The organism is Janthinobacterium agaricidamnosum NBRC 102515 = DSM 9628, from assembly GCF_000723165.1.
In the GTDB taxonomy this organism is placed as follows: Bacteria; Pseudomonadota; Gammaproteobacteria; order Burkholderiales; family Burkholderiaceae_D; genus Janthinobacterium; species Janthinobacterium agaricidamnosum.
The window spans coordinates 1,098,332-1,124,185 of the sequence record NZ_HG322949.1 but is presented as its reverse complement, the minus strand read 5'-3'; the positions used below and the strand labels follow the sequence as shown (position 1 = coordinate 1,124,185).

At 63.4% G+C, this 25,854-nt stretch carries 14 protein-coding genes and 1 tRNA gene; 1 reads left to right on the top strand and 14 read right to left on the bottom strand.

Features of this window, described 5'->3' with window-relative positions:
- Window positions 1–41 precede the first annotated feature (41 nt).
- The 12 genes from GJA_RS04775 to GJA_RS04720 all read right to left on the bottom strand — a co-directional run bounded on the left by GJA_RS04775 (window position 42) and on the right by GJA_RS04720 (window position 23,119).
- Window positions 42–1,409: a hypothetical protein gene (locus tag GJA_RS04775; RefSeq protein ID WP_038489302.1), complete on the bottom strand. Its 1,368-nt coding sequence runs from the start codon at window positions 1,407–1,409 to the stop codon at window positions 42–44.
- Window positions 1,410–1,454: 45 nt separating this feature from the next.
- Entirely contained in the window at window positions 1,455–5,249 is a 3,795-nt protein-coding gene (locus tag GJA_RS04770) for a hypothetical protein (protein ID WP_038489299.1), read from the bottom strand.
- A complete protein-coding gene (locus GJA_RS04765) occupies window positions 5,246–6,283 on the bottom strand; it encodes a hypothetical protein (protein WP_038489296.1) in 1,038 nt (345 codons plus the stop codon). Before GJA_RS04765 ends, GJA_RS04770 begins: the two co-directional genes overlap by 4 nt.
- Window positions 6,284–6,334: 51 nt before the next feature.
- On the bottom strand, window positions 6,335–7,891 hold the full coding sequence (locus GJA_RS04760) for a hypothetical protein (RefSeq protein WP_144241424.1): 1,557 nt from the start codon (window positions 7,889–7,891) through the stop codon (window positions 6,335–6,337).
- Window positions 7,892–7,911: 20 nt separating this feature from the next.
- Window positions 7,912–17,475: a DUF6603 domain-containing protein gene (locus GJA_RS04755; protein ID WP_038489291.1), complete on the bottom strand. Its 9,564-nt coding sequence runs from the start codon at window positions 17,473–17,475 to the stop codon at window positions 7,912–7,914.
- Window positions 17,476–17,523: 48 nt separating this feature from the next.
- Window positions 17,524–18,483 carry a hypothetical protein gene (locus GJA_RS28480; protein WP_051780304.1) on the bottom strand — a complete coding sequence of 320 codons (960 nt, stop codon included), beginning with the start codon at window positions 18,481–18,483 and terminating at the stop codon, window positions 17,524–17,526.
- 11 nt (window positions 18,484–18,494) lie between these two features.
- Window positions 18,495–20,009, bottom strand: coding sequence for a lipase family protein (locus tag GJA_RS04745; RefSeq protein ID WP_038489287.1), 1,515 nt, complete (start codon window positions 20,007–20,009; stop codon window positions 18,495–18,497).
- A complete protein-coding gene (locus GJA_RS28475; protein ID WP_051780302.1) occupies window positions 20,006–20,743 on the bottom strand; it encodes a hypothetical protein in 738 nt (245 codons plus the stop codon). The genes GJA_RS04745 and GJA_RS28475 overlap by 4 nt, the downstream gene beginning before the upstream one ends.
- A gap of 64 nt (window positions 20,744–20,807) precedes the next feature.
- Window positions 20,808–21,458 carry a hypothetical protein gene (locus GJA_RS27715; protein WP_051780300.1) on the bottom strand — a complete coding sequence of 217 codons (651 nt, stop codon included), beginning with the start codon at window positions 21,456–21,458 and terminating at the stop codon, window positions 20,808–20,810.
- Window positions 21,459–21,465: 7 nt separating this feature from the next.
- Window positions 21,466–22,113, bottom strand: a complete 648-nt coding sequence (locus GJA_RS04730) for a hypothetical protein (protein ID WP_038489285.1) — start codon at window positions 22,111–22,113, stop codon at window positions 21,466–21,468.
- A 56-nt stretch (window positions 22,114–22,169) separates the two neighbouring features.
- Complete coding sequence (locus GJA_RS04725; RefSeq protein ID WP_038489282.1) at window positions 22,170–22,496, bottom strand: hypothetical protein; 327 nt, start codon at window positions 22,494–22,496, stop codon at window positions 22,170–22,172.
- Window positions 22,497–22,858: 362 nt separating this feature from the next.
- Entirely contained in the window at window positions 22,859–23,119 is a 261-nt protein-coding gene (locus GJA_RS04720; RefSeq protein ID WP_144241423.1) for a hypothetical protein, read from the bottom strand.
- Between the two features lie 341 nt (window positions 23,120–23,460).
- Between GJA_RS04720 and GJA_RS04715 the strand changes: the two genes are divergently transcribed.
- Window positions 23,461–24,243, top strand: a complete 783-nt coding sequence (locus GJA_RS04715) for an alpha/beta fold hydrolase (protein WP_038498737.1) — start codon at window positions 23,461–23,463, stop codon at window positions 24,241–24,243.
- 373 nt (window positions 24,244–24,616) lie between these two features.
- Here the strand turns inward: GJA_RS04715 and GJA_RS04710 are convergent.
- Window positions 24,617–24,692, bottom strand: a tRNA-Thr gene (locus GJA_RS04710).
- Window positions 24,693–24,832: 140 nt separating this feature from the next.
- Window positions 24,833–25,834 carry a class 1 fructose-bisphosphatase gene (locus GJA_RS04705; protein ID WP_038489279.1) on the bottom strand — a complete coding sequence of 334 codons (1,002 nt, stop codon included), beginning with the start codon at window positions 25,832–25,834 and terminating at the stop codon, window positions 24,833–24,835.
- Between the last annotated feature and the right edge of the window lie 20 nt (window positions 25,835–25,854).

Below are 25,854 nucleotides of genomic sequence, written 5' to 3'. Positions count from 1 at the left end.
GCCTCTTTCCTGTTGATTAAAAAACAAACCTCGATCAAACTTCAGCCGGCAATCGTCACCAGCAGGGAACTGGTGACGACACGGCCGCCGGTATCGGTGGCGCTCAGCGTGTACAAGGTGCTCGCTTGCGGCGTCACCGTAAAACTCCCCTTCGCGATCTGGCCGGCGGCGATGGCGTGGCTGGCGCCGTCGAATTCCAGGCTCAAGCTGCTGGCCAGGCAGACTTGCCATTCCAGCTTGAGCGCGGCGCCCGGCGCGCCGCCCGCCGGCGTGACGATAAAGACCTGCACCTGCACTTGCGGATAATTACCCAGGTATTGCACCAGCGGGCCGTACGGACCGCTGGCCGTCAAGCGGTAATACGGCCCCTGGTCGCCCTGCAGCAGCACCACCTGGCCATTGCCGTTGGTGACATGGAACTGGAACGACGAGGTCTGGCCGAAACCCGGATAACGGAAATAATCGATGGCCACCGGCTTGAAGGGTATCCTCACATACGCCAGCACCGGATTGCCGGTGCCGGTGGCGCGCAAGGTATAGGTGGCGGTGCTGGAATTGCCGCTCAGCATGGTCTTCGGCTGCACCGCCAGGCTGGCGACCGGCGGCTGCAACACCGGCCCTTGCGGCAAGACCAGCATCACGGTTTCCGCATAATCGACCGCCCAGGCCAGCGTCACGCTATCGTCGTAATTGATCGGCGCCAGGTTTTGCGGGCCGAAATCGCGGATCACCGGCGGGCTGATGGTGACTACCACGATGTCGGTCGCGAATTGCTGGTCCTGGGTCCATGCGGTAAAGGTGTAAGACACTTGCGGCGCCGGCGGCGTCACATCCAGGTAGGGCACGGTGTCGATCTGGCCACGCGTGTCGACGCGCAGGTCGAGCGGCGCGATCGTCACATAAGCGGCCTTCGTCGCGCTCCATTTCAGCGTGGTGGCCTGGGTCTTGCCGACCTTCGACGGGATCGCCTGCGCAACAATGCTGAGCTTGGCTTCGCTCTTGCTGACCGGGAAGGATTTGCCGGCGTCGCCGCCGGCGACGAATTCCTGCAACAACACTGCGCTGGTGCCCGCTTGCGGGTTGATGATGACGCTGCTCAGCGTGAACGACAGGCTGGCATTGGCGGCCAGCGTGATGTTGTCCAGCGGCGAAATGATGAAATTGTATTGTCCGCCGGACGGGTTCTTGCTGAAGCGCCAGTCATTATTCGGCGGCTGGCTGCCGATATCGCTGAGGTTGGGCGTCAGGTCGCTGCCGCCGTCGCCGACCGCCAGCGCCAGGTAGATTTCATCGTCGGGCGTCAAGGCGATCGCGCTGCTCCCGTTGGTCAACTGCAAATTGAAGCCGCCGCGGGTATTCGCCTGCACCGCCCCGGGCGTGAATTGATACGTGAATACGGTATTGGCCATGTCGCTCGTCCTGTCTGTGATGTCATCGAAACCCGCCGTCGGGCCTTATTTTCCTTGCGCACCACTCAACTTCAGCCAGCCTTCGCTAAGGACCGGCCGCGCGGCCGGCAATGCCGCCACGCCATCGCTGGCCGTCAGGGGTCCGCTCTCGCTCCAGGTGGTCACGCCGGAACGCTCGACCCAGGTCCATCTGCCCTTGATCGTGGCCGGCAGCGGCATGCTGCTCTTGTACTCTTCCAGCAATAAGGGACCGCTGCGGAAGGTGACGAACATATTGCTCAACGCGGCGTTGACCGGCCCCGGCGGCAACGCCAGCCATTGCACCGGCAAATAACCGGACAGCGCCGGCACCCAGCCGCGCGGATCGACCAGCATCGTCAGGCTGCGCGTCATGACGCCGTCCGGTTTCAGCGTAAACCCGGGATCGTCCACCAGGTAGCCATCGCCGGCGGCCGCCGCGTCCGCCAGCGCCGCCGCATCCAGCCGCTGCATCATGTGCGCCAATTTGGCGCGCGGCGCGATGCCGTGGTCGGCGATCACGCGGCGCGGTATCGCCAGTTGCCGGTCGAAACCGCGATACGGAAACAGGCGGCTGTAATCATCGTCGAGGAAATAGCCCATCAAGCCGTTATTGCTCAGGTTTAAGTCGCCGATGCGCACCGGCAGCGGCACCGACGTGAAGTCGCCGGTGACGTTCTTGCCGGTATCGAGCCACGACTGGTTGTAAGCCGGCGTGCCGTCGACGCCCAGCGTGGCCAGCGCCCTGACCAGCGCGATCGGCCGGCCCAGCAGGATCGCCAGGTTGCCCTGCATCGGCTGGCCCAGCGGATCGATATTCCACAGACTGGAATCGATCACATCGAGCAAGCTTTCCAGCGCGCCGACACCCTGTGCGCCACGCAACAGCAAGCCGTTGACGAAGTCGTTCAAATGCCGCAGCGACGCACCGAATTCGGGCGGCGCGCCGAGCACGCCGTCGCTGCCGGGCACCGCATCCCAGCGCAAGCCCGTGCCGCTATCGCCGCCATCGTTGCCGTTATCGATCATCAGCACTTCACCGAGGTTGTTGCCGGCAGGATCGAACACGATCAGGCTGTGATTGATATGGTTGGGTATCACCCAGCCGCAAATGGCGCTGGTCAAGTCGGACGCATTGCTGCGGACGGTATCGTCGTTGTATTGCACCATGCGCAAATCGAGACGCAAAGGCTGGGTAATGCGCGGCGTCAATTGCATGTATTGCGGAAAATTCTGCGTGACCAGGCTGCTGCTGCGTATCGGCTGCAACTGGTCGCCCAATTGCGAGCCGCGCAGTATCTGGCCGAACGCATCGACCACGTTCAAGCGCACCAGGCGGAAATGGCCGGCGTGGATCGGGTAAAACAAGTCGCTGCCGGCGGCCGGCAACGAAGAGCTGGCGTGTTGCAGCAATTCGGCCACGCCAGGCGCCTGGGCCGTACTCAACTTACTCATCTGCAACTGCTGCATCAGCAATTGCTCGATCAGGCCGGACATCGATTGCGTCAGCACATCGTATTCGGCGATGTCGTCGGCCATCGCCTGCAATTGGTCGCGCTGGTATTGGGGCAGGCTGGCGGCGTTCGGATCGTGTTGCAGGAAATCGCTGAGCTTGTCGCTCAGGCCTTGCGCGATTTGCGCGTTGAGCAAGCTGCGGCCGACATAATTACCGGCCGCCGGCCCGACATTGCCGCCGGCCCGGGCCTGGTTCCACACAAAATCGAATTCCGCCAGGTCCCAATTGGCCAGCATCTGTTGCGGCGTGGCGGCGCTCGGATGCCATGCGATTTCCCAGTCCAGGTACAGCGGCGCCCACGGCGCCGACCAGGCCGCGACCGACAGCTTGGCCGGCGGCACGCCGAGCAAGCCGGCGGTGTCGGCAATGGTGCGCGCATCGATCAGCGAGCGCGCCTCCTGATTCCACGGCAAGGTTTGCTGGCGCTGGATTTGCGCCGTCAAATCGTCCCATTGCTCGTTACTGGGCGTGATGCCCCCCTTGGCGAACGCGGTCCGGGCGATCAGGCGTGCATTATTGGTGTCGAGTAAAAACGTCTCGAACCAGAAATCGTTGATTTCCTTGGGCAGCAATTTTCCGCTCGGCCAGATAATTTGCGGAAAGTCGCCGCTGGCCAGCGTCACGTCGAGGCTCAAACCACTGTCATACAGCACATGGATCGCGGAAATAGTCTGGCCGGTGAAACGGGTGAACAAGACTTGCTCTTCTTCATGCGCGCCCGGCGCCGCGAACTTGGTATCTTGCTGGGCGCCGGCGATCAGCACCACCGGGTCCTGGCGCGCTTCGTAGCGCGGCAAGTTGACCAGGTTCAGTTTCAGCTGTAACGGGCCGACCAGCGCCAACAAGGCATTCCGTTCGCGCTCGACGGTGGCTGACAAGCCGGTAATCTGTTGCCCGATTTGCTGCACTTGCGGCGTCAGGCTGTCGATGTGCTGCTGGATCTGGGCCTGCAAGCCGGGCGTGGTGCGCGGATAATTGGCCAATTTCCAATACGCATCGTACAACTGCGATTGCAGCGACACTTGCAGTTGTTCGGCGGCGTCGAGCTGGAACTGGCTGCGGTTGAGCTGGGTCAGCGCCGCCGTCGCGTTTTCGTCCAGCGGCACCGTGTAGCTGCCTTGCGGAATCTCGGTGGCCGACGAAGTCTGGTCTGCGCGGTACACCACCCACAGCGACCCGCCGTTGTGGTTCGCAAAACGGGCTTGATGGGTGCGCGCCTGGAACACGCTGGGGTCCCGCACATAATCGAAGATCATGTCTTGCTGGAACGCCAGCAGCATTTGTTCGGCGCCGGCGCTGCCGGCCTCCTTGCCCAGCCAGGCCGCCAGCGCCTCGGCCGCATTGGCGCCGATCGCGACGGTCGGCGGCGTGGTGCCTTGCAAGATCGGATTGATCGGATAAAACGCGGCCGCTCCCTGCCATTGCAGATTGTATAAAAAACCGTGGCACAGGTTTTGTCCCGGCCAATTCTTTTGCGCATCGGTCAGCGGCGGGCCGCCGGAGACCGGATGGGCGACCAGCCAGTCCGACCAATCCTGTTCGGCGGCAGCCTGGTCGGCGGCATCGCCGACGCTCCACAACAGCTTGTGCATGATGTCTTGCCACTCTTGCTCAGTGGTAAAACCTTGCGGATGATCGGCATCGACGCCCAGCAAGATATCGTAGGATGGCGTGCCATACCAGCCGCACACGCTATAGCTGTACAGGCCGTTGCCGGCTTGCCGCATATCGTCGAGGAAGGACAAGACATTGGTCATATTGTCATACACCGCGACATAGCTGGGGTCGCCCGGTCCCATCGCCCGCAAGAAACCCTGGTGATATTGCGAGGTCGCGCCATTCCATGCGCCGATATCGTAGCGGCGGCCAATGAAATAACGCTGGCTGCCGCCATCGGGATCGGGATACGGATGGGTGCCGTCGGCCGCCGTACCAAGGAAATCGCTTTCCAGCACCCACGCCGTATAACGCGGCACATCGCCCGGCTGGGCGATAAAGCTGCGCGTGACCAGCCAGCGGTTCGGCAACAGCGGCAAGCGCATGTCGCCATGGTCGCCAACCTGTCCATGGCGCAAAGCCGACGGAGCGGTCCACAGCAAATGGATGCCGGTGGTCGGCGCCGTCGCCGCCACCTGGAACGGGGTCGGCTGCGGACTGGCGCCGCGGATGCCGAGCTGGGCGTAATCGACCGCCACCGCGGCCCAGTCGCCATTCTGGTTTTTTTGCCCCACCATCAACGCTTCCAGGTATAGCGGCGTGAACAGGGCCGGGCCGGCCCAGGTCGGATTATTGATAGGCGTGCTCATGCGTTCACCGCTGTATCGGAAGAAGAAAGTTGCCGCCCCGCTTCAGGCGGAATCGGTTTGAATTGTTGCAAGCCCGCGCCGCGCACCATTTGCACGGCAAACTGCGACGCCGTGAACAGCGGCTTGCCGTCCTGCTGTTGCAGCGCGCCCAGCTGATCCAGATTGGCGATCAGGTCGCGCCCGGTTTGCGCCACGTTCAGCACGCCGGCCGAGGCCGCACCGCCGCGCAAGGTCACCGGCGCTGTGTACGCCTTGCCTTGGCCATCGTTGATTTGCGCGCCAGCCACATATTTGCCGCCGACGCCGCGCAACGCCACTTGATAAGGCGTAGGCCCGCTGCTGCCGCCGATGACGCCAAAGTGCAAGCCTTCCGGCGGTTCCGAAAAATCGACCAGTTGCGGCACCCCATTGAACAGGCAAATCAGCACATTGTCGGACAGCCGGTCGATGCGCAACAAAGGCAATGGCAGCGTACCTGCGGCGTCGGCGAAGGCCGCCACTTCGAGGCCCGGCCAGCCGCTGACCACCGCCGAGCGCAGCAGTACGCCGGTCAGCGTGCCGTCGACTTGCACGTTGGCCGGCAACGCTTGCTTGCGCAATTGCGCGCGCACATTGTTTTGTCCCAGCGCCGCCTGCCGCGCCACTTCTTCGAAGGTGGTCAGGATATGCACATAGTCTTGCGTGGAACCGAGCGCGATATTGACGGCGCCGTCGACCAGGCAATCGGTCCAGTTCTGGTCCAGATAAAAAAAACGGATCGATTCGGGCGGCAGCATGTCGGCGTCCGGCACCAGGTATTCGAACGGCACGCCATACAGCAAGGTCAGTTGCGCCAGCCACGCGACGATCGCTTCCGGAATGTCCAATGCTTCATCACCCAGCGGCTGCCGGTCCGGACGCGCCTCGCCGCCATCCGCTTGCGGCGCGACGCCATGCTGCGCCAGTTGCGCCCGCGCGCCGGGCGTGGCCTGGATCGACTGTTTAAATACCTTGAGCAATTGCGCCCTGGCGCTGCTGTGTTCCCTGATCGTCATCGCGCTTCCTTTCATGCCGCGTTATTCATGTCGCACCGATTCATGCCCAACTCATTCCGGCGCCCCGCCTTGCCGGTACACATGCCGGTACAGCAAGCCGAGCGGGTCGAGTCCCTGGCGCATGCCGTCTTGCCAGGCGGCGCTGGACATCACGCCCGGCAATTGCGCGGCATCGCGCCAGGCATGCGGCTGGATCTTCGGCAGCGGCGCCGGCGCGGCCTCATCCTCGGCGGCGGCGCCCTCCAGCGCCGCCGTGCGTTGCGCCAGCCTGGCCAGCACGCCGTGCAGCACCGGCGCCGGTCCCTGCTGCCGCACCTGGGCCAGGTCCACCTGGCAATCGCCGGCCAGTTCCCGCACATGGTCGGCCGCGACCGCCTGCTGCCGGCCCTGGTACGATTGCAGGCGCCAGTCGAACAGCGCCTTGGCGAAGGCCGCGTCGGACAAGGCCAGCAACTGGCCGATTTGCCAGGCGCCGGCGTAACTCATGTCGAACAGGCCGTTGGCCTGGTCGTAGCGGATCGCCCGGTCGCTGAAGAAATACGGCCCCAGGCTGTCGCTGCTGGTCGGCACCGGCGCCAGCGGGCCGCGATACCAGGAAGTGGTGGGCTCGCCGCCGCGCGTGACATTGAGCATCGGTAAAAAGCCGATCTCCAGCGCTTCCTTCGCTTGCTGCTGCGCCGGGCCCAACTGGTCAGGGAAAGCACCATGGGTGGGCTGCAGCAAGTCGATCCCGCCGCGCGTTTGCAGGCTTTGCATGATGTGGAGAAAACTGCCGCGCGCCGACGCGGCGCTGAATTTCCAGCTGGCCAGGCAAGCCAGCCGGATCTTGGTATAGCGCGGGTCGATAGGCGGGCCGCCGTTCAAGTGCGCCTGCTGTCCTTCCAGCGATACCAGGAAGCAGGTATTTTCAGCGTCGGCTTGCGGCAGGCGGTTGCCGACCACCACCGAAAACCAGCCATCCTCGACCATCTGCATGATTTCTTTTTGGTCGGTATTGACTTCGCGCACATGGGCCAGCCACGGCAATTCCTGCAATTGCGGCGCGATCGCCCAGAACACCGGCAAGTCCAGGTCGATCGCCAGCAATTGCGCCTCTTTCTCCGCCTGCGTCAGGCTCGCCGCGTCGATCAGCGACGGCCCCAGGATATTCACCGCTTCCGGTTCGATCAGGCGGCCGACCGTGGTGGTGAATGGCGCCGCGTTGCCCAGTTCGGCGGGATACACGGTCAGCAGTCCCATCCATGGCGGCACGTCGCCGTTGTCATCGCCGGCGCCGGAAGTGCCGCCGTCGATTTGCCGCACCCATGGCAAGGTACGGGTGCGCAACACCACATGCGGCAGCGATTCCTCGTAATCGCCAAGCTGGTTGGCCGGCGGATACACCAGTTGCAAGTCTTGCGGCGGCAGGCGGAACCGCGCGCCGCTGACCGCGAACGGCTGCTGCATGCCGTAGCGATTGTCGGCCGGCTGCTCTTTCAAGCCCGCCACCATCTGGCTCGCCTGCAGCCAATAACCGCCGGCTTGCAGCGGCGGCTGGGCGGCGCAATAAAAGCGTACTTGCCCGGGCTGCAAAGGCGTGTCGGCGGCGGCGACGGCGATATCGTTCATGGTGTGTCCCTGGTTCATGATTAACTGAGCTGCAAAAGAGTGGCGCGCGGCGCCGCATGGCCGGCCGACGCCGCATGCGAGGCCAGTTGGCCGCCGATGCCCGCCTTGGCCAGCGTGGCTTGCGGCTGGTTCCAGCCCAGCACGCCTTGCAGGCTGGCATGACCGTGCTGACGCGCCGCAAACACCAGCACGGCCAGCGCGGCATGGCCGGCGCCATGCGGACGCGGCGGCACGTCGAACAGATGGATGTGCAGATCGCCGCTGCGCCGCATCGAACTGGCGCTGGCATCGCCGGCATAGGCTGGATGGGCCAGGTCGCCGCTCCAGCACAGCTGCACCCGGGGTACGGCGGCGCCGTCGATGACCACGGCGACGGTTTGCACCTGGTCGAGGAACAAGGTTTCCAGCCAGCCATTCGCCAAACCGCCATCGGCCGTTTGCACCTGATTGCTGTCGAGCACGGTGCCGGCCAGGATGGCGCCATGCTTGCCGTCGCCGATATTCGGTATCGCTTGCGGGCGCACCAGGCTATTGCCGGCATGGAAGTAATAATGGTTCAAGCGGGTCCAGTCGCCGTCGCGGTACCAGCCGGCCACGCCGCCGCTCTCGTCGCCCTGGGCGATGGCCACCACTTGTTCGGTGCTGGGCGGCAATTGGTATTGGCTGTGTTGCGCCGGATCGAGCAATTGCTGCGCCAGCGGCTCCTGGTACTGGTTGAAACTGCAGATCCGCAACGGCAAGCCACCCTGCAAGCGCAAGTGTCCCTGCGCATCGCTGCCGAGGCGCACGATGCTGGTGGTGCCTTCCAGCAAACGCAGCGGCAATCCGGCGCCGCCGCGCACGATCAGGCTGGCTGCCGCCTGCACCTGCAGGCTGGCGCGCGCATTGCCGGGCAGCCACTTGGCGCGGCTGCGGTAACGCGTCAGCGGCAATCCGGCACGTCCCGCCGTGGCCGCCAGCGCGCTGGCCACGCCGCTGCGATAGGCCCAACTGCTGCCGACCAGATGGGTGTCGACCTGGACCGGCGCGGCTGGCGCGGACTGGCGGCGAGCCGGTTGCGGCACGCTGCGGCCGCTGCGCAAGGCCGCACGGGCCGGCGGCAGCAGGGTCGCGCCCAGCGCAGCCAGGCTGGGCGGTGACTGGAAGATATTGCCGACATTGTGCGCCAGCACCGTCAAGTCGGGACTGCGCAGCGCCGGCTGGCCGAAGTCGCGCAGCGCCGCGTAGATTGCATCGCGCAATTCCACCACGGCCGGCGCCATGATGCTGGCGGCAATGATGTGCGCGCGGTTTTGCTGGCTGCCGACCGGCTGTTGCGGATAGTGCGGCGTCCACGCATACGGCAGCGGCAACGGCCCCAGCGTCACATAAGCCAGCGTGGTCAGGTCCATTGGCCCGACCGGCGCGTACAGCAGCGCGCTCAAGCCGGCGATGCTGGCGCCGACGATACCATCCGGTATCACTTTCGCCTGCGGCACGCCGTTCGGATCGAACGCCTGTTTCGACCACAGCGCCTCCGGCACGCCGTTGCCGAGGCTGGCGATGGCGATACGGCGCTGGTCCAGGTCGACCGCCACCCAGCTATTCGACGCGGTATCCCAGCCCAGCACGCTGAGCGTCAGCGGCGTCGTCACCGATGGCTGGGCCATCGGCTGGATGCCGATCGCCGGACCGGTAAAGGTCGCGGCCGCGCCATCGAAACGCATCAGCGTGGACGGGATCACGGTATTGATATTGAATATGAACGGCGTCGCGACGACCCAGCCGGCCGCGCCGAAATCGTCCAGCAAGCCTTGCTCCACCTGCGCCTTCAGCACCGCATACGCCTGGCTGATCACTGGCGGCGGCTGGATGCCGCTTTGCAGCAAGCGCAATTGCGGGTGCAGGCGTGGGTTGGCGGCCTCGTCACGCAGGTGGGCCTGGCCGGCAGGGTCCGCAATACTCAGCGGCGGCAGGAAATTTTTCTGAAACGCATCCCAGGCCAACGGCTGCACCTTCGGTTTCGATTGATCGCTGTCGCCGAACGGGATGCTGAACGAAATCACATACCAGTTGACGTTGACCAGGCCGGCGATCGGCGGTCCCCACATCAGCAGCCGCGCACCGATCTCGGCCGACAGGCTGACCCTGACGCCGGCTATCGTCACTTCGATGCCGGCGCCGACCGAGACATAGCCGTTGAGCATGAAGTAAAACGGTTGCCACTGGATCAGGAAATCGACGCCGGCATTAAACCAGGCGCGCAGCGGGCCGGCCTTGAACAGCACTTGCAAATAGCCGCCGGCCATCACGGCCGATGGCGTCAGCGCGAAATAGCTGCCGCCGGCGATATTGAGCGACATCGCGCCGCCCACTTCCATCGGCCAGTTGAAGCCGAGCCGCGGCACCACCGGATAAAACTCCGGTACCTTGAACGCCGGATGATAGCCGCCCAGCGTCAGCACGAAGTCGCCCGCGTGTTCGCCCTGGTACCACAGCACGGCCGCAAAGCCGCCCGTCAGCCGGCAATCCTGCGACAGGATGAAGGAATTCGGCGTCAACTGGGCACGCACCGACACCATCCCTTGCGACGGCCGGAACGACACCAGCAAGCCCAGCTCCAGATAGGCCAGCGCGCTCGACGGCGCGACCTTGGGCGGGAACGAGGCGCTGGTGATGCCGACCAGGTCGATCGCGAATTCGCGGCCGAAACGCACGATCAGCAACGCAAAACTATTCAGCAATTGATAGGTGGAAAACTGGATGCCGCCGGCGCCCCAATACTGGCCCACTTCCGGATACACCACGTGCGACAGCACTTCCAGCGCCGAATCCGGCGTTGCCGCCTTGCCGCCAAACACGCTGCTGCTGATTGCGCCCTTGACCAATGGAAACTCGGCGATCTCGCCCGGTTCCGGGATCAGGATATTGCGGTTGTAGCCGAAACCGGCCGCCAGGCCATTGATGAAAAAGGCCGGATCCGGCCCGAGCGGAATATTCAGGTTGGCAAACACGAACAGCGACGTCACGCTGGCGCCGTCCGGCTGGGCTGGATCGACCGGCAATTCGGCGTAGGAACCGAGCGCCGACAAGCCGAACCTGGCCGCCTTGACAGTGGCCGCGCCGTCGTAGCGCAAAGGGCTGTCCTGTTTCAGGAAGGCGCCGTTGATTTCCACCGCGCCGCCCTTGAAACTGATGTCGAGGCCGGCCAGGTCGAGCTGGTAGGCGCTGAAATCGAGCGGGTTCTTGACCGGCACGCCGACCGACAGCGTATCGACGCCGATATACAGGCCGGCCAGGCTGACATTGCCGTCGAATAGCATTTGCAGCAGATAATCGCTTTGCTGCCAACCGGCGCCGATCTTGTTGGCGTACAGTGGGCCGAAGCTGCGCTGCACCGGGAACCAGATTTGCGACGTGCCCTTGTCTTCGCCATTGAACAATTCGACATACAATTGCTTGACGTACGAGGTGCGCACCGAAAAGGTCGGATTGGCGGCCGGATTGTCTTGTTGCGGCGCCTCGGAGCTGCCCGAACCGAGCAGGTTTTGCGCCACCGCATTACCGCCGCCGGTGGCCACATTCGGCGCCAGCGACATGCCGATATCGCTGAGGGTAATCCCGCCGCCGTAGCCGCTGACCGGATTGCTGTTGCCGAAATCGAAGGTGATCAAGCCGCGCGGCTGGATCGCGCGCATCGAGAAGCGCTGCAATTGCACCAGGTTCTGTTTTTGCTTGCCAACAAAATCCAGCCCGATATTGACGAATTCCAGCACCGTGCGCGCAAAATCCGGCGCCGTGGCCGAGATCGGCACATACAGCGAAATGCCGCCCTTCAAGTCGGCGTCGCCGCCGGCGCTGGAAATCCAGCCGGTATCGGCGTCGCCCAGCTGGAACGTGACGTACGGTACCGCCGCCAGCGACATATTCGGCAGCATCACGCGCAAGCCGAAATAATCGTCGCCGGCCACCCGCGGCCCGACCCAGATGCCGCCCTCGGCGCCGATCCTGATCAGCTGGAATTCATCGGCCAGCAAGGCGCGCAAGAAACCGGCCAGGAACGATTCGATGGTCAGCGCCTGCAACGCTTGCAGGCTGTTCAGCATATACAATTGATCGGCGCCGGACTGTATCAGCAATTGCGCCGCCATCAATATTTGCGCCGCGCTCGGTCCGCCGCTGCTGGCGCTGTTGAGATTCACGGCGGAGCCGGCCGGGAACAGCGGCTGCGCCATCCACTCCTTGACGCTGGACTGGTTCAGCACCACGATCGACACATAACGCGGCACGATGTTGAGCAGCAGCGCTTCCAGCCACGACAGCACGGCGCCGCCCCACTTCGACGCATCCGGCTCGCCGAAGAACATCGGCAGCAACTCGCGGTAATACTCGCTGTGGGCGCCGCCACTGCCGCCGGCAGGGTCGATGCCGAGTACAAACTTGCCTTGCGCTACATCGAAATGCATCTCCAGCTTCGGTCCCAACTGGTCTTGCAGCGGCGCCAGCACGGAAAACTGGAAGTGGGGCCGCGGCACAAGGCCGGGCGCCGGCTGGCCATCCGCCTGCAGCGGAATGCCGATGCCGGTGGCTTCGATATTCAGCACCAGGCTGGTACTGGCCGGCAACTCCAGTGCCGTCCACAGCCCCAGTTGCGAGACGCCGCCCAGGGTTTGCACGCCGCTCAGCAAGGTCACCGGCAAGCTGTCCGATGGCCGGTAGCTGAGCAGCGCCCCCTGCGCCTGGATTTGCGGGAAATACGGCTGCAGCAAGGTCACCACCGCCGCCACGCTATTGGCCGCATGGGCGCTCGACAAGCGCCCGGTCAGCCAGGACAGCGCCGCCGTGCCGACCGCATCGGCGCCCTGGCTGCCGGCGGCCGCCAGTTCACTGATCAGGTCGGCGACTTGCAACTGGCTGCCGGCGCTGCGCAGCCGCGCCACGAAATCGGCCGCGCCGGCCGCCGCCAACTGGTCCAGCAACACTGTGTTCAATTGCTTCAGCAACATTTGCGCCGCTTGCGCCGCCGCTTCCAGCACCAGCGTTTGCCAACCGGGGAACGGCAGCACCTGGAAGGTCTGCTTGCTTTGCACCAAGCCCGCCGACAGCAGGAAACCATGCCGGTAGCCGGCTGTCACCAACAAGGTGTTGCCGGCGGAAATATCGCCGCTGACGCCGACCGAGCCCGCCACGCCGGGCTGGAAGTTCGGCCCCAGCGACAGCGCGAACGACAAGTCTTGCAACATGACGCCATCGAGCAGCGGCAAACTGATACTCTCAGGCAAGCCCGGCGTGATCGTGAATTGCTGGCTGTCCACATCGGCCACCAGCGTGATTTGCTGGCCGTAAGGCAAGCCGAAGATCCGCACGCCATCGGTCACCGGTGCGATGCCGACGCCATTGGCCGCCTGGCTGCTGCTGGTGATGGTGGCGAACACGTCGCGCAGGGTGGCGATATTCAATTGACCGTTGCGGCCCAGCACCGCGTCGCCAAGCAGCCATTGCAGCGGATCGCCGAACAGGCCCAGTGGCGACCTCATGAACCATTTTTCGCTACCGCTGTCATGTCTGACCAGGCCAAGCGCGGTCAGTGCGGTGCGCGCGACTGGATAGGTATTGAGCAAGCGCGCATCGACCACCTGGCTCAAGAAAGTGGCCAGCGCGAAATCGGGCGCCAGCACCTGGATTTGTTCCAGGAATAACGCGGCGGAAAATGGATACACACGCAGCGGCAAGGGCATCGTCTGGCTGCCGTCGCCCCACGCCAGGTCGACACCGAAGCTGAAGTCCTGCGCCGGATTGACGGCCAGCGCCAGTTGCGATCGCAGCGCCAGCTGGATTTGCGCGCAATACAGTTCCAGGTCGCCGGCCAGCTGGCTGGTGCGCAAGTCGAAGCGCAGCGCCCCCTTGATTTGCAGCAGATTGCCCAGCATCAGCGCGTCGCCGTGGCCCAGCGTGATGCTGAACAGCGCCCCCTGCGATATCGCCAGTTGCAGCGGACCGAAGTCCACCGCTTCGAGTTGCTGGTCCAGTTGGCCGACCAGTTCGGCTAACAGCACATCGTTGTGCACCAGCGCCGTGAAGCGCTGTCTTAATTGCTGCGCCGGCTGTGCCGCGGTCTGCAGCAGATCGTAGATGCGCGGCGCGTAACCGCCGGCTTCTCCCTCGACCAGTTGCAGCGCGTGCAGTACTTGCAGCAGCGGCAAGGGCACCGGCGGCAAGGCGATGCCGCAGATATCTTGCAGCAATGCGACGGCCAGCGCGCGGCTGGCGCTGTCGCTGAACAGGGCGATGCCGCGCTGGCGGAAAAATTCCAGCGGCGCCGACAGCATCGCGCTCCAGCCGGCCGCATTGATCGCGGCCTGGCCATGGGCCTGGTCCAGCGGCAAAACCAGATTCATCAGTTGCAGGACGCGGTAGGCATTGTTGACCGCCGAATTGGCCAGCAGGGGCGTGACCAGGCGGCTCAAGCCCAGGTTGACGGTGCCATAAAAAGCCGCCAGCCACTGGCTGCTGGCGCCAGTCAATTGTTGCAAATCATAGTCGACCAAGCTGCCGTCGCTTTCCCGCACCACGACATGCAATAGCGGCTGCAGCGCCAGCACTTGATTGCCGAGACCCAGTTCCAGGCCGAAACTGATCGATACCAGGCTATTGCCGCCGCTGCCGGGAATCGACAAGGCCGTCGCCGGGGTCAGCGTGCTGCGCAAGCGCAAGCTGGGCACCACGTTGCTGGCCGGTACGCCGCCGGTCAAGCCAAGCTCGATCAGGCGCAGCAGCAATCCAGTCTCGGCGACAATGCCGCCGGCGGTCAAGCCAAAGTCGCGCCGCAAGCCGGCGCCCAGCGTCTGGCCCTGGCCGCTGGTCCACACCGCCAGCTCGACGCCGCCGGGCAAATCGAACGGTACGCCGAACGGCTGTTCGACACTGCCGTCGCCATCGACTTGCGGCACGGCCGCGTCATTGCTGACCGACCAGCCCAGCAGCGCCAGCGCGGCACGGCTGCTATCGGCGTGCGCCAGCAATGCCGACAGCTGGCGCTGGAGGTCGCCGACCGGGTCGGAAAAACCGCTGGGCTGCAGCAGCGGCATCTGCGCCGGCCATGCGAGGCCGGCCGGCATGAACGGTCCCAGTTGCGGCAGCAAGCCCAGGACGCCGTTCAAGGCCAGGCCGGGCCGGTTGCCGGTGCGGTACACCGCCACGCCGATCAGCGCCACCACCACCGGCGCAAAGCTGGCGGCCTGCCTGGTCACCAGTTGTTGCATCGAATCGCTGTCGCTGAACACCATGCCCTGGCCGACATCGAGACGGTTGCCGTCGACCACCACGGCCGGCTGGCCAACCGTCATGTTCCAGTGCCAGCCGGCATACGGCGACCAGCCGCCGGTGAAGCCGGCGCTGGCCACGCTGACCGCCGCGCCCGCCACCTGCGGCGTGGTAAATCCTTGCGGCAAGGCCAACTGCACAGCCAGGCCAGGGAAGATGCGCGCCACCAGCGCCGTGCCATCGTTGGCCACTGGCAGTTCCAGGCTCAGTGCCTGCACGCTGAATATCGCGTCGAGCCTGATATTGCTGCCAAAGCTGATCGATGGCGCCAGTTGCAAACCGAACGTCAAACGGCGCTTGGCGTCGGGCGAGGTATCGATATAAGCCAGCAGCGAGGCTGGCAAATCGCCGCTGCCCGGCGCGGCCAGCGGGAATAGCCACGGATCTGTCACTGAGCCGCTGCCGCTGGCGGCGGTCGGGCCGGCCGTACTGTTGAGCAAGCCGCCCAGCGCCTGCAACACATAAAACACGGGTGCATGGCCGCCGGCCAGCGCCTCGCCGTGCACCAGCGCCGCATAATAATCGGCCAGCGCGGCGACCGGATTCTGGAACGAGCGCACCAGTTGCGCCGCGCTGAACGGCGGCGCCAGGCTGGCCGGCCAGCGCACACCGGCGCCGGGCGCGGGGGCGATCACGCCCAGCAGTACCGCCGCCTGCGCGCCATAGGTCGAACCAGCGGCGACACCGAACACGGCTTGCAGGGCTGCGTCGACCAGGCCATATAATTCCTGCAATGCCTGGTCGACCAAGTCGCCCGCTTGCGTCAGGTCGATCACCGCATAGGCGCCATTCGGCGTGCTGACATGGTTCAACTGGAAGGCCGGCACCACTTTCAGCGCCGCATTTTGTCCCTGCAACACGGAAATGCCCGCCGTCAAGCTGCCGAATACATAGGCGGCGGAACCGACATTACCTTCAAACAAAGGTTTATCGGCATCGGTATTGGTCAGCGCAAAGCCGATGACCAGGTTCAGGAAATCGGTCTGGATGCCGGCACTGCCACTGGTGGCCAGCGAAAATTGCGCCAGGTCCAGCTGCGCATGCAGGCCGATTTGCGCCGGCGCGCTGCCCAGCACTTGCGGCTTGGCGCGGAAATTGAGACCGGGCAGCAAATAGCGCGTGCCAGCCGCATCGACCCGGCTGACCATCGTCAAGAGCAGCGTGCCGAACTGGCTGTCTTGCAACAACGCCACGCGATAGGGATCGGCCTGGCTGCCGGCGCCATCGACGGTGGCACTTGGCATGCCGAGCAAGGCCGCGATCGCGCCCATCCAGCCGGCGAAGGCGTCTTGTTGCGCCAGCAACTGGTTGAACCAGGCAACGAATGGCGTATACATCGGCTGGCCGGCGCTGGCCAGCGACAGTAATTGTTCCCAGCCCAGCAAGGGCAGCCGCAAGGCGCTGTTCGGCAGCACCGGCGACAAGCCGAAGATCGGCAACAGATACGCCAGCCGCTGGTCCTGGTTCAACACGCGCTGCAAGGCCGTGACACAGAGCGTGGATACCGTACTAAGCCATTCCTGCGGCGTGATTTGCGCGATCTGGCCCAGGTTGCGGTCGCTTGCCGTCACTTCAGTCGGCAGCTTCAATTTCAATATCACGACAGACAAGTCGACCGCCGGCGACGGCGCCAGGCTCAACTGGGCGCTGACCTTGACGCCGTTGAACGACAAGCCATTGCTGTCGATCATATTGTCGCTGCCGGGCGCGGCGAATTCCAGGCCCATGTTCAAGGGATAGCTGCTTTGCCCCAATACCAGCGCCATGCCGCCCTGGCCGATCCTCAAGACCGGCAGCAAGCCCCAGACCCGCACCGCGATGTCGCCGGCACCCGCGTTCGCGCCGCCGGGCTGGAACTGCCACTGGTGCAAAATGCCGATGCCAAACACCTGGTCGCCGTCGGGCCGGGCCGCATCGACCGGATAGTTGACCAGGTAAAAGCCGGTAGCCTTGCCATTCTGCGGATTCGGGATCGGATTCCACACGCCCATCGCCCCCAGGTCCTGGGCCGCCAGGCCCAGCGCGCCGGCCGACACTTCGCCCAGCAATTCGGCGAACAGCAGTGCGATGGTCGCGCCGTTGCGGCCCAGGTTGTCGCCGGTGACATTCAGCGGATTTTCAAACCATGCGGCGTTGAGCACGTACGCATCCGGCGTATCCGGCACCGCCCGCAGCAGGCCGACTGCAACGCCCAGCTTGACCAGCGTCGGCGCCAATTGAGTCGCGTCGAACAGCCCCGCGCCAGCCTCGGCGCCGAGTGCCGAGAAATTGCCAGTTGCCATAATGGTTCCCCTCGTTCCGATTGGTCCTGATGCCGCGCCGTATCGTGCCTAGATCACCCGTATTTCAATCACGCCGGGCCAGCCGTCGCTGCCGGCCGGACCATTCACGCCGGGCATGCCGGGGCTGCCGTCGGGATGGCCCAGTCCCGGTATGCCGCCGCGTCCGCCGGCCCCGCCAGCCCCGCCGCGCGGCACCGGTTGCCGCAATTCGTAGGTGGTGCCCGGCGCGATCCCTTCTGTAAAGACGCGCAGCACGCCGCCATTACCGGCGTTGCCGCCGGGTCCGCCCGGGCCACCCGAGCCGCCACCGCCGCCCATCCCCATCTGGTGGGTCGCCGGATTGATGCCGCCGGCCCCGCCATTGCCGCCGGCCCCGCCGGCCCCGCCATCGCCGCCATCGCCGCCGTTGATTTCAAACACATAGTGGCCAAACATCATGCCGATATGGAGATTCGAGGTCTGACTGCTGCTGCCATTGCCGCCGGGACTGCCGCCACCGCCCGGCGCGCCATTGCCGCCCGCCGAACCGGGTGCCCTGCCGGGCACGCCGGCGCCGCCTTGCGGGCCATTCATTCCCGCTGCGCCCGACGCCGCCGTCACCACGATGGTGGCCGCCACCGCCTCGCCGGCACGGCCGGCCACGGCGGCGCTGTCGCACCGCGCGACCACCAGTTCGGTCGGCATGTGCAGTTGCAGTTGCGCTCCGGCCGCCAGGTGCAGGTGTTCGATGACCAGCAAGCTGCGTTCCTGATGCGGCCCGTGCACGATCAGTTTTTGGCCCGCTTCCAGGATCAATTTGCTCCAGGCAAACACCGCCACATGGTTGCGCTCGATCCGCAGCGGCGCCAGCGCCGAGCGTTCCGGATACCAGTCCAGCACCAGTTCCGTTTGCCCGGCGGCCAGGCGCACCGGTTCCGCCAGCAGTTGCTCGCGGCCGACCTTGTGATAAGCGAGCTGCTTCGTAAAAAAGGCTGCCGCGGCCGCTCCTGGCTGCTGTTGCTTTTCCATCAAAATCTCCGTCAAACGTGGGGGTTCAGCAAATTGATGTAGTTATACAAGCCATGCCAGGTGCTGCCGTTGTAGGAATCGAAATCGCCGCCCGACAACGCCACCCGGGTTCCCAGCGTAAACAGCATGCCGGACAGCGGCATGCGCGGCATCACGTCGTTTGGCCGAACCACCTGGTAATTGAGCGCGCCCAATGGGCCGGTGTCGTAACTGGCGGCGAACGGATTGCTGGCGGCCGGCGGCGCGCCGAAGGTGTACACCGCCGCGACGCGACGCTGCCCCGGCAGCGGGTTTTGCGACAAGTCGACCGCCATCAGGTTGGCCAGCGCGCCGCCGATATCGTGGCCGGTCAGCAGCACCGGCTTGTTGCCCAGTCCCGACAAGGCGGCGCGCAAGGTGTCGCGCCCGGCGCCGTACAAGGCCACCAGGCCTTTCGCATACTGGCCATGGCCGCTGGCCAGCCAGTCCGGCGTGGCGGGAAAAGCGTCGCTGACCAGGGTAAATAATTCTTGCCAGCTAATCGTGCCGCGCAGCGCGATGACCAGCGTATCCGGCCCCTCGAACACGCTGGCCCAGACGCTGCCCTGCAGCGTGACATTGCTTTTCAGTACGTAAGGGTCGTAGCCGAAGGCGACCGTGCTGCCGGGATGCTGGGCCATCTGGTAAGCCACCGCGCTCAGCTTGGACAGGCTGAAGGCCAGCATCGCATCGATGCCGCTCGACATGTCCAGGCTGCCGGCGCTATCGGCCGCCGGCTCGGCGCCAGTCAGCAATTGCTGGTAATACGGACCGTCGCGTTCGACCCATGGCGAATCGTAGGTCGGGATTTTCAAGGGCAGGTTTTGCGCAGCGCCGGCCTGGACATAGCCGCTGCCCGCCGCCGGGCTGGTCGGAAAGAAATCGGCCTGCGCCTGCAAGCGGTAGCCGTCGCCGATCTGCGCGGCAAAAAACTGCGCGAACGCCGCATCGCCGAACGGCGGGCAGGAATACACATACGATTGCAGTTGCGATACCTCGGATGGACTGTTTTGCTTACCGGGACGCAAATCGAGCGCCGCCAATTGCGCCATCGCGGCGCCCGGACCGATGCCGGTCGTAATCATCGGCAAATTCACCGCAAAGGCCGGCACCGTTTGCCTGACACTGGCGATATCGAGCCACAATTGCTTGCGCACCGCCTTGTACATCGAATTGAAGCCGAGATCGGCGGATATGCGGGTCCCATTGCCGACGATGGCGCTGCTGACCGGGTCCAGCGCATGGTTGACAAAGGGCACGTAAAACGAAATGAAGCGGCTCCATGGCGCGCCCAGCACCAGTACGCAAACGGTCGGCGCCGATGCAGGATACGCCGCCAGGAAATACTGCGCGCCGCCGAATGCCGATGACGCCGAATACTGGTACAGCAGCGCCCAGCCGGACGGCAGCATCAGATTGCTCAAGGTCTGGTTGGCCAGCGTCGTCAACGGCGCCAGGCGTCCCGCCAGCGGCGCATCGTAAGCTGTGGGACCGGCGCCGCCGCTCATGCCGTCACCGAATTCTTGTTGATCACGGTGCCGGACGAACCCAGCGGCCCGGTCGCGCCAACCGCGCCGGCATTTCCCGGCGTACCGGCGGGCGCGTTGCCGGGAGTGCCACCCTGGATAATTTCATTGGCGCCGCCCTGGCCGCCCTGGCCGCCCGCTCCGCCGGCGCCGCCGAGGCCGCCTTCGCCCGAGACCGAATGCGCTGTCACCGAACCCTGGCTGCGATCCTGGATATCGACGGTGATGTCGCCGCCGTTGCCGGCCGCGCCGCCATTGCCGCCGTCGCCGCCAGGTCCGCCATCGCCGCCTTTGCCGCCGCTGGCCAACTGGCACTTCGGCTTGCTGCCGCCCAGGCAAGAACTGTCGGCATTGCCGGTCATCTGGCCGGCGTTGCCGCCATGGCCGCCTTGACCGCCATGGCCGCCCGCGCCGCCGGCGCCGCCATTGCCGCCCACCGAGGTGATCACCAGCGCGCCGTACAGCGTATCGATGCTCAGGCTGATCGCCGGCGCCGGATAAGCCGCGCCGGCGGCATTGCCGCTAGCACCGCCGCCGGCGCCTTGCCCGGCCTGGCCATTGGTCGAACAATTGCAGGTCGGACAGGCATTCGGGCCGCTCAGATGGCCCGCCGTGCCATTGCCGCCGTTGGCGCCCGCCACGCCGGCGGAAGCGGCGGGCTGGGGGGCCGCACTGGCGCCAGCCGCGCGTATCGTTGCCGTATCAAATATGGTCATCAAAAACTCCTTTTGCCCCCGGTCCTTGCAGCGCCGGGAACGGTTAAATGACAGCGCGCCATCGTCAAGTTTCAGGGTTGAGGGAAAAGCTGCCCGGCTGCCCATTGGCGCCCGCCGCGCCGGCGCCGCCGGTAGTGCCCGGACTGCCGCTGGAGGCGCCGGAACCGCCCGGGCCGCCGGCGCCCGGCGCGCCGCCCAAGCCTCCCCTGCCGCCTTGCAAGCGCTGGTTTTGGAAGGTGACATTGGCGCTCGGACTCAGGACGGTATAAAACACCGCCACGGCGGGACCATCGGCTCCCTTGCCCCCAGGCATGCCCGCGCTGCCGTTGCCGCCCCTGCCGCCGCTTGCGCCCGAGCGCGAAGCGCAAGGACCGGAACCGGTGGCGCCGGCGCCGCCCGCGCCACCGCGTCCGCCGGCGCCGCCGGCACCGCCATCGCCGCCGCTGCCGCCGCTAAAACTGATCACCACATCGCCGACGATCTCGCCCAGACGCAAAATGCCGCTGCCGGAAATCGTGCCGTTGCCGCCGCCCGAGGCGGTGCCGCCATTGCCGCCGGTGCCGCCAGGATCGGCGGCATAGCCGCCGGAGCAGCTTGGATTCTTGCCGCCACTGGAGCTGCCCGCATTCGCACTCCTGCCAGTGGAACCGGTGCCGCCGGCGCCGCCGGGACTCCCACTCTGCCCATTCGCTCCCTCGATATTGAACGTCATCATCCGTCCCTCACTTTTGTACCGTGAAAATTTGGCTATTCATGCTCAATGGCGTTTTCACCAGAATGTAGCCGCCGCGCTGCACCGTGATGGTGCCCGCCACGACATTCGTCGGCGCGCCGCTCGGGTTGTTGATGATCAGCGGATTGTTCGGTCCGATGACGATGTTTTGGGCCGCGTGGCTGACCACCTGCATCGGGAAGTGGATCGCGTTGATATGCTCTTCGTAATCGCTGACCTTGGCCGAATTGCCCATCAAATAGGCATTCATCGCCTTGGCGACGGCTTCGTGCTGGTCCAGCGTCATGCTGTCCTTCAATTTGCACACATCGCCGCCGCAAGCGGCCAGGCTGGGCAATCCCAGGCTGGCGGCGGACGGTGGATAGCTGACAAAACTGTCGCTGGCCACGCCCTTGGTGTAGCTATCGTCCTTGCAGCCGCCGAGCGCATTCAATTCGGCGATAGTGTTGACATCGTGAATTTTACTGACTGGAAATTCCGCACTGCCGGACGGGTGGCCGCACAGCACGCCATCCTTGACCTTGGCGGTGTCGACTTGCGCCGGAACGCTGCCGGGATCGATGCCAAAGTGTTGGCAGGTGGCGGTAAACCGCGCCAACTGGTCGCTCGTCAAGTCTTTAAAAGATTTTGTCATCATCGCACTCCATCAAATTGATCCAGGGGAGACGGGGCGCGATACCCCGCCGCGAACTATCACTTCTTGCAATAGACTCTTGCGAAACTCAGCAAGCTATCCAGTACCTGTTGATATCCAATCACGCCGTTCGGACCACGGGCCTTGACATCGTCGATCGCGGCGCGCGTGCGTTCGCAATAGATTTCACTGCCTTGCGCCATGTACTTGTGATTGCTGCTGCTTTCCGAATACACGTAAAAATCTTTAGCGCAATGCAAGTGTGGATACTTGCTGCCTTGGGTAACGTATTCCTGGTTGGAACAATATGATTTTTTATAATCGTCGGCGTAGGCAGCCGGGGTGAACGACAGCGACAAGATGGCACAGGCAAGAATTTTTTTCATCTCGATCCTCCTATAAAATTAACGAAGTTAATAATGCAGATAAGAATATTATTGATGACTAAATCAAGTCGGCTAGGGGAGCTATCAGCCTCAAAAAATCAACGGCATTGACATTTTGCTGGTGAATCAAATAAAAATATAAAAGCTAGCGCCAGCAAGAACAATATTATCTTGCATTAAATGACGCTTATTTTGGAAGCCATCGTTAATGGCCTGGAGAATATACCAACATATTTCATCAAGGAATCTCACCAATCATCACGACTCAGATTCCATTATTAATTTCGCCAATCATTACATTATTAATAAAAATATACTAATTAAATAGCTATTGCAAAGTTGGAATTTCCGTCATAGAAATACTACTGACACACCACTTTCAAGGGCATAACAGTCATGCAGGCAGCGGAGCTGCCGCGAATCTCCATCGATTGTAGACCCATGCTTTTTATTTGACATTTGATTTTTCTCAATTGTAAAGTGCGATAGCTCATTTGTGACAGCATGACAATTTCAATGTCACATTCAATCGCCCGATTAAAACAATGAATATATTTCACTCCTGATTTTTCCATGTGATTGCCTGCCCAATACTTCAATTCAAAAAATGCATTAATATTCACGGCAATTTCCATTTGGAAATTTATATTTTTTAAATTCCAACAATTGCGAAACATTTTTCATAGCGGAAATGTTAAATTCGATTTGAACGCAATCACAAGGCAATCGCCGTGAATCCGCTGTCAGCGACAGGCACGCCGGGTCGAGGACACAAGCAGTGGCGGCTGAATCTGAAACTCATGCAATGGCGTTCGCCAGTTCGGATGGATTCCGCCTGGAAAAGAGCAACTCGCAAAACCGTAGCGTGCCACTGTCATTTTTTTGTAATAAGTGCGTCATGATCCTGTCGCAGGCGGATCGGCATACTATCCTTATCGAAACCACTTCTTTAAAGGACATCATCATGCAACGTCGTTTCCTCTCCGTCGCCATCGCTGCCGGCGCGCTGTTCGCCTATAGCAACGCCATGGCCCAGACCGCCGAGACCGCGCCTGCACAAAAGCCGGCCGCGGCCAAGAATGTCGTGCTGGTGCACGGCCTGTATGCGGATGCGTCCAGCTGGTCCGAAGTGATTCCGCTGCTGCAAAAGGCCGGCCTGCATGTGACCGCCGTGCAAAATCCGCTGACGTCGCTGGCCGACGATGCCGAAGCGACCCGCCGCATCCTCGCGCTGCAGGATGGCCCGACCGTGCTGGTGGCCCACTCCTACGGCGGCATGGTCATCACGCAAGCCGGCAGCGACCCGAAAGTGTCGGCGCTGGTGTATGTAGCGGCGCGCGGCCCCGACGCCAACGAAGACTACGGCGCGCTGGCGGCCAAATTCCCGGCCGCGCCCGCCAGCGCCGGCCTGATCAAGTCGGCCGACGGTTTTGCCCAGTTGAGCGAACAGGCTTTCCTGCATGATTTCGCGGGCGACCTCGACAGCGCCAAGGCGCGCACGCTGTATGCCGTGCAAGGCCAGGCATCGCAATCGATCTTTTCGGCGCGCACCACCCAGGCCGCCTGGCACGTCAAGCCGACCTATTACGCCGTGTCGACCGAAGACCGTACCATCAATCCCGACTTCCAGCGTTTCATGGCCAAGCGCATGCATGCGCAAACGATCGAAGTCAAGGGCAGCCACCTGGCGCTGATCTCGCATCCGCAGGAAATCGCCACGCTGATTGAAAAGGCGGCCGGTTTGTAAGGAACATGGCCCAGGCTCCGCAAAAACAGGATATCGGGGCGGCCTGGGTAGTTTCAGATTTGAGCGAGATGACTCATTTCAAAACTTCTCATATCGCCCAATAAGCCCCCTTGCGCGAGCCGTGATGAAGCGGTTTGCCTTCTTTGACGAGCTTGGTCCTGGCCCGCTCGACTGCGCGCGGTGATTTACCGATCTCGGAAGCCACTTCGGCCAAGGCCATAACTGATCGCGATTCCAGATCAGCAAGTCCTGCATCCATGGCTGTCGATAACCATCGCGGTTCGCCTTAAACAAAAATTCAGACGTAAAAAAACCCAGCTTCCCCTGCAAGCAGGTTGATCTGGGTTTTTTCAAGCATTGCTGCTCTTGTACTTGGTGCCGCAGGCCGGAATCGAACTGGCGACCTTCACATTACGAATGTGCTGCTCTACCAACTGAGCTACAACGGCGACGGCTCGTATTCTAACAAAGAAACGGGAACATTTGCTAGTGACTCTGCGTTTTTCTTGTCATTTGTGTGCGACAGACCAGCATAATGCCGTCAAAGTGCGCCGCAAGCCGCATTTCTGCTGGCTTGCGGCCGATCGCTTTACTCGGCGTGGTAGCTGGTCACGCGCGCCACTTCGTCCTTCGAACCGAGGAAGACCGGTACGCGCTGGTGCAGTTTGTGCGGCGCGATGTCCAGGATGCGCTGTTTGCCGTCGGTCGCCGCGCCGCCCGCCTGCTCGACGATGAAGGCCATCGGGTTCGCTTCGTACATCAGGCGCAGCTTGCCGGGCATCGAGGTGTCGCACGTGTCGGCCGGGTACATGAAGACGCCGCCGCGGTTCAGGATGCGGTGCACGTCGGCCACCATCGAGGCGATCCAGCGCATGTTGAAGTCGGTGCCGCGCACGCCGTCCTTACCGGCCAGCAGTTCATCGACATAACGCTGGACCGGCGGGTGCCAGTGGCGCGCGTTCGACATATTGATCGCGAATTCTTTGGTCGCGGCCGGGATTTGCATATTGCTTTGGGTCAGGACCCAGGATCCCATCTCGCGGTCCAGCGTGAAGCAGTTGACGCCATTGCCGAAGGTCAGCACCAGCATGGTTTGCGGGCCGTACACGGCGTAGCCGGCCGCCACCTGTTTGCTACCCGCCTGCATGAAGTCTTGTTCGGTCGGTTCGGCCATGCCTTCCGGCGCTTTCAGCACCGAGAAGATGGTGCCGATCGAGACGTTGACGTCGATGTTGGACGAGCCGTCGAGCGGGTCGAACAACAGCATGTATTCGCCTTTCGGATAGCGGTTCGGGATCGGGTGGATCGATTCCATTTCTTCCGACGCCATCGCCGCCAGGTGGCCGCCCCATTCATTCGCTTCGAGCAGGATTTCGTTCGAGATCACGTCCAGTTTTTTCTGTACTTCGCCCTGGATGTTTTCGACGTTGGCGCTGCCCAGCACATCGCCCAGCGCGCCCTTGCCGACCGAATGGCTGATGGTTTTGCAGGCGCGCGCGACGACTTCGATCAACAGGCGCAATTCGGCCGGAATGCTGTTGTGCGATCGCTGTTCTTCGACCAGATATTGCGTGAGACTGACGCGTTTCATGACTTCCCTTTGATGATGGA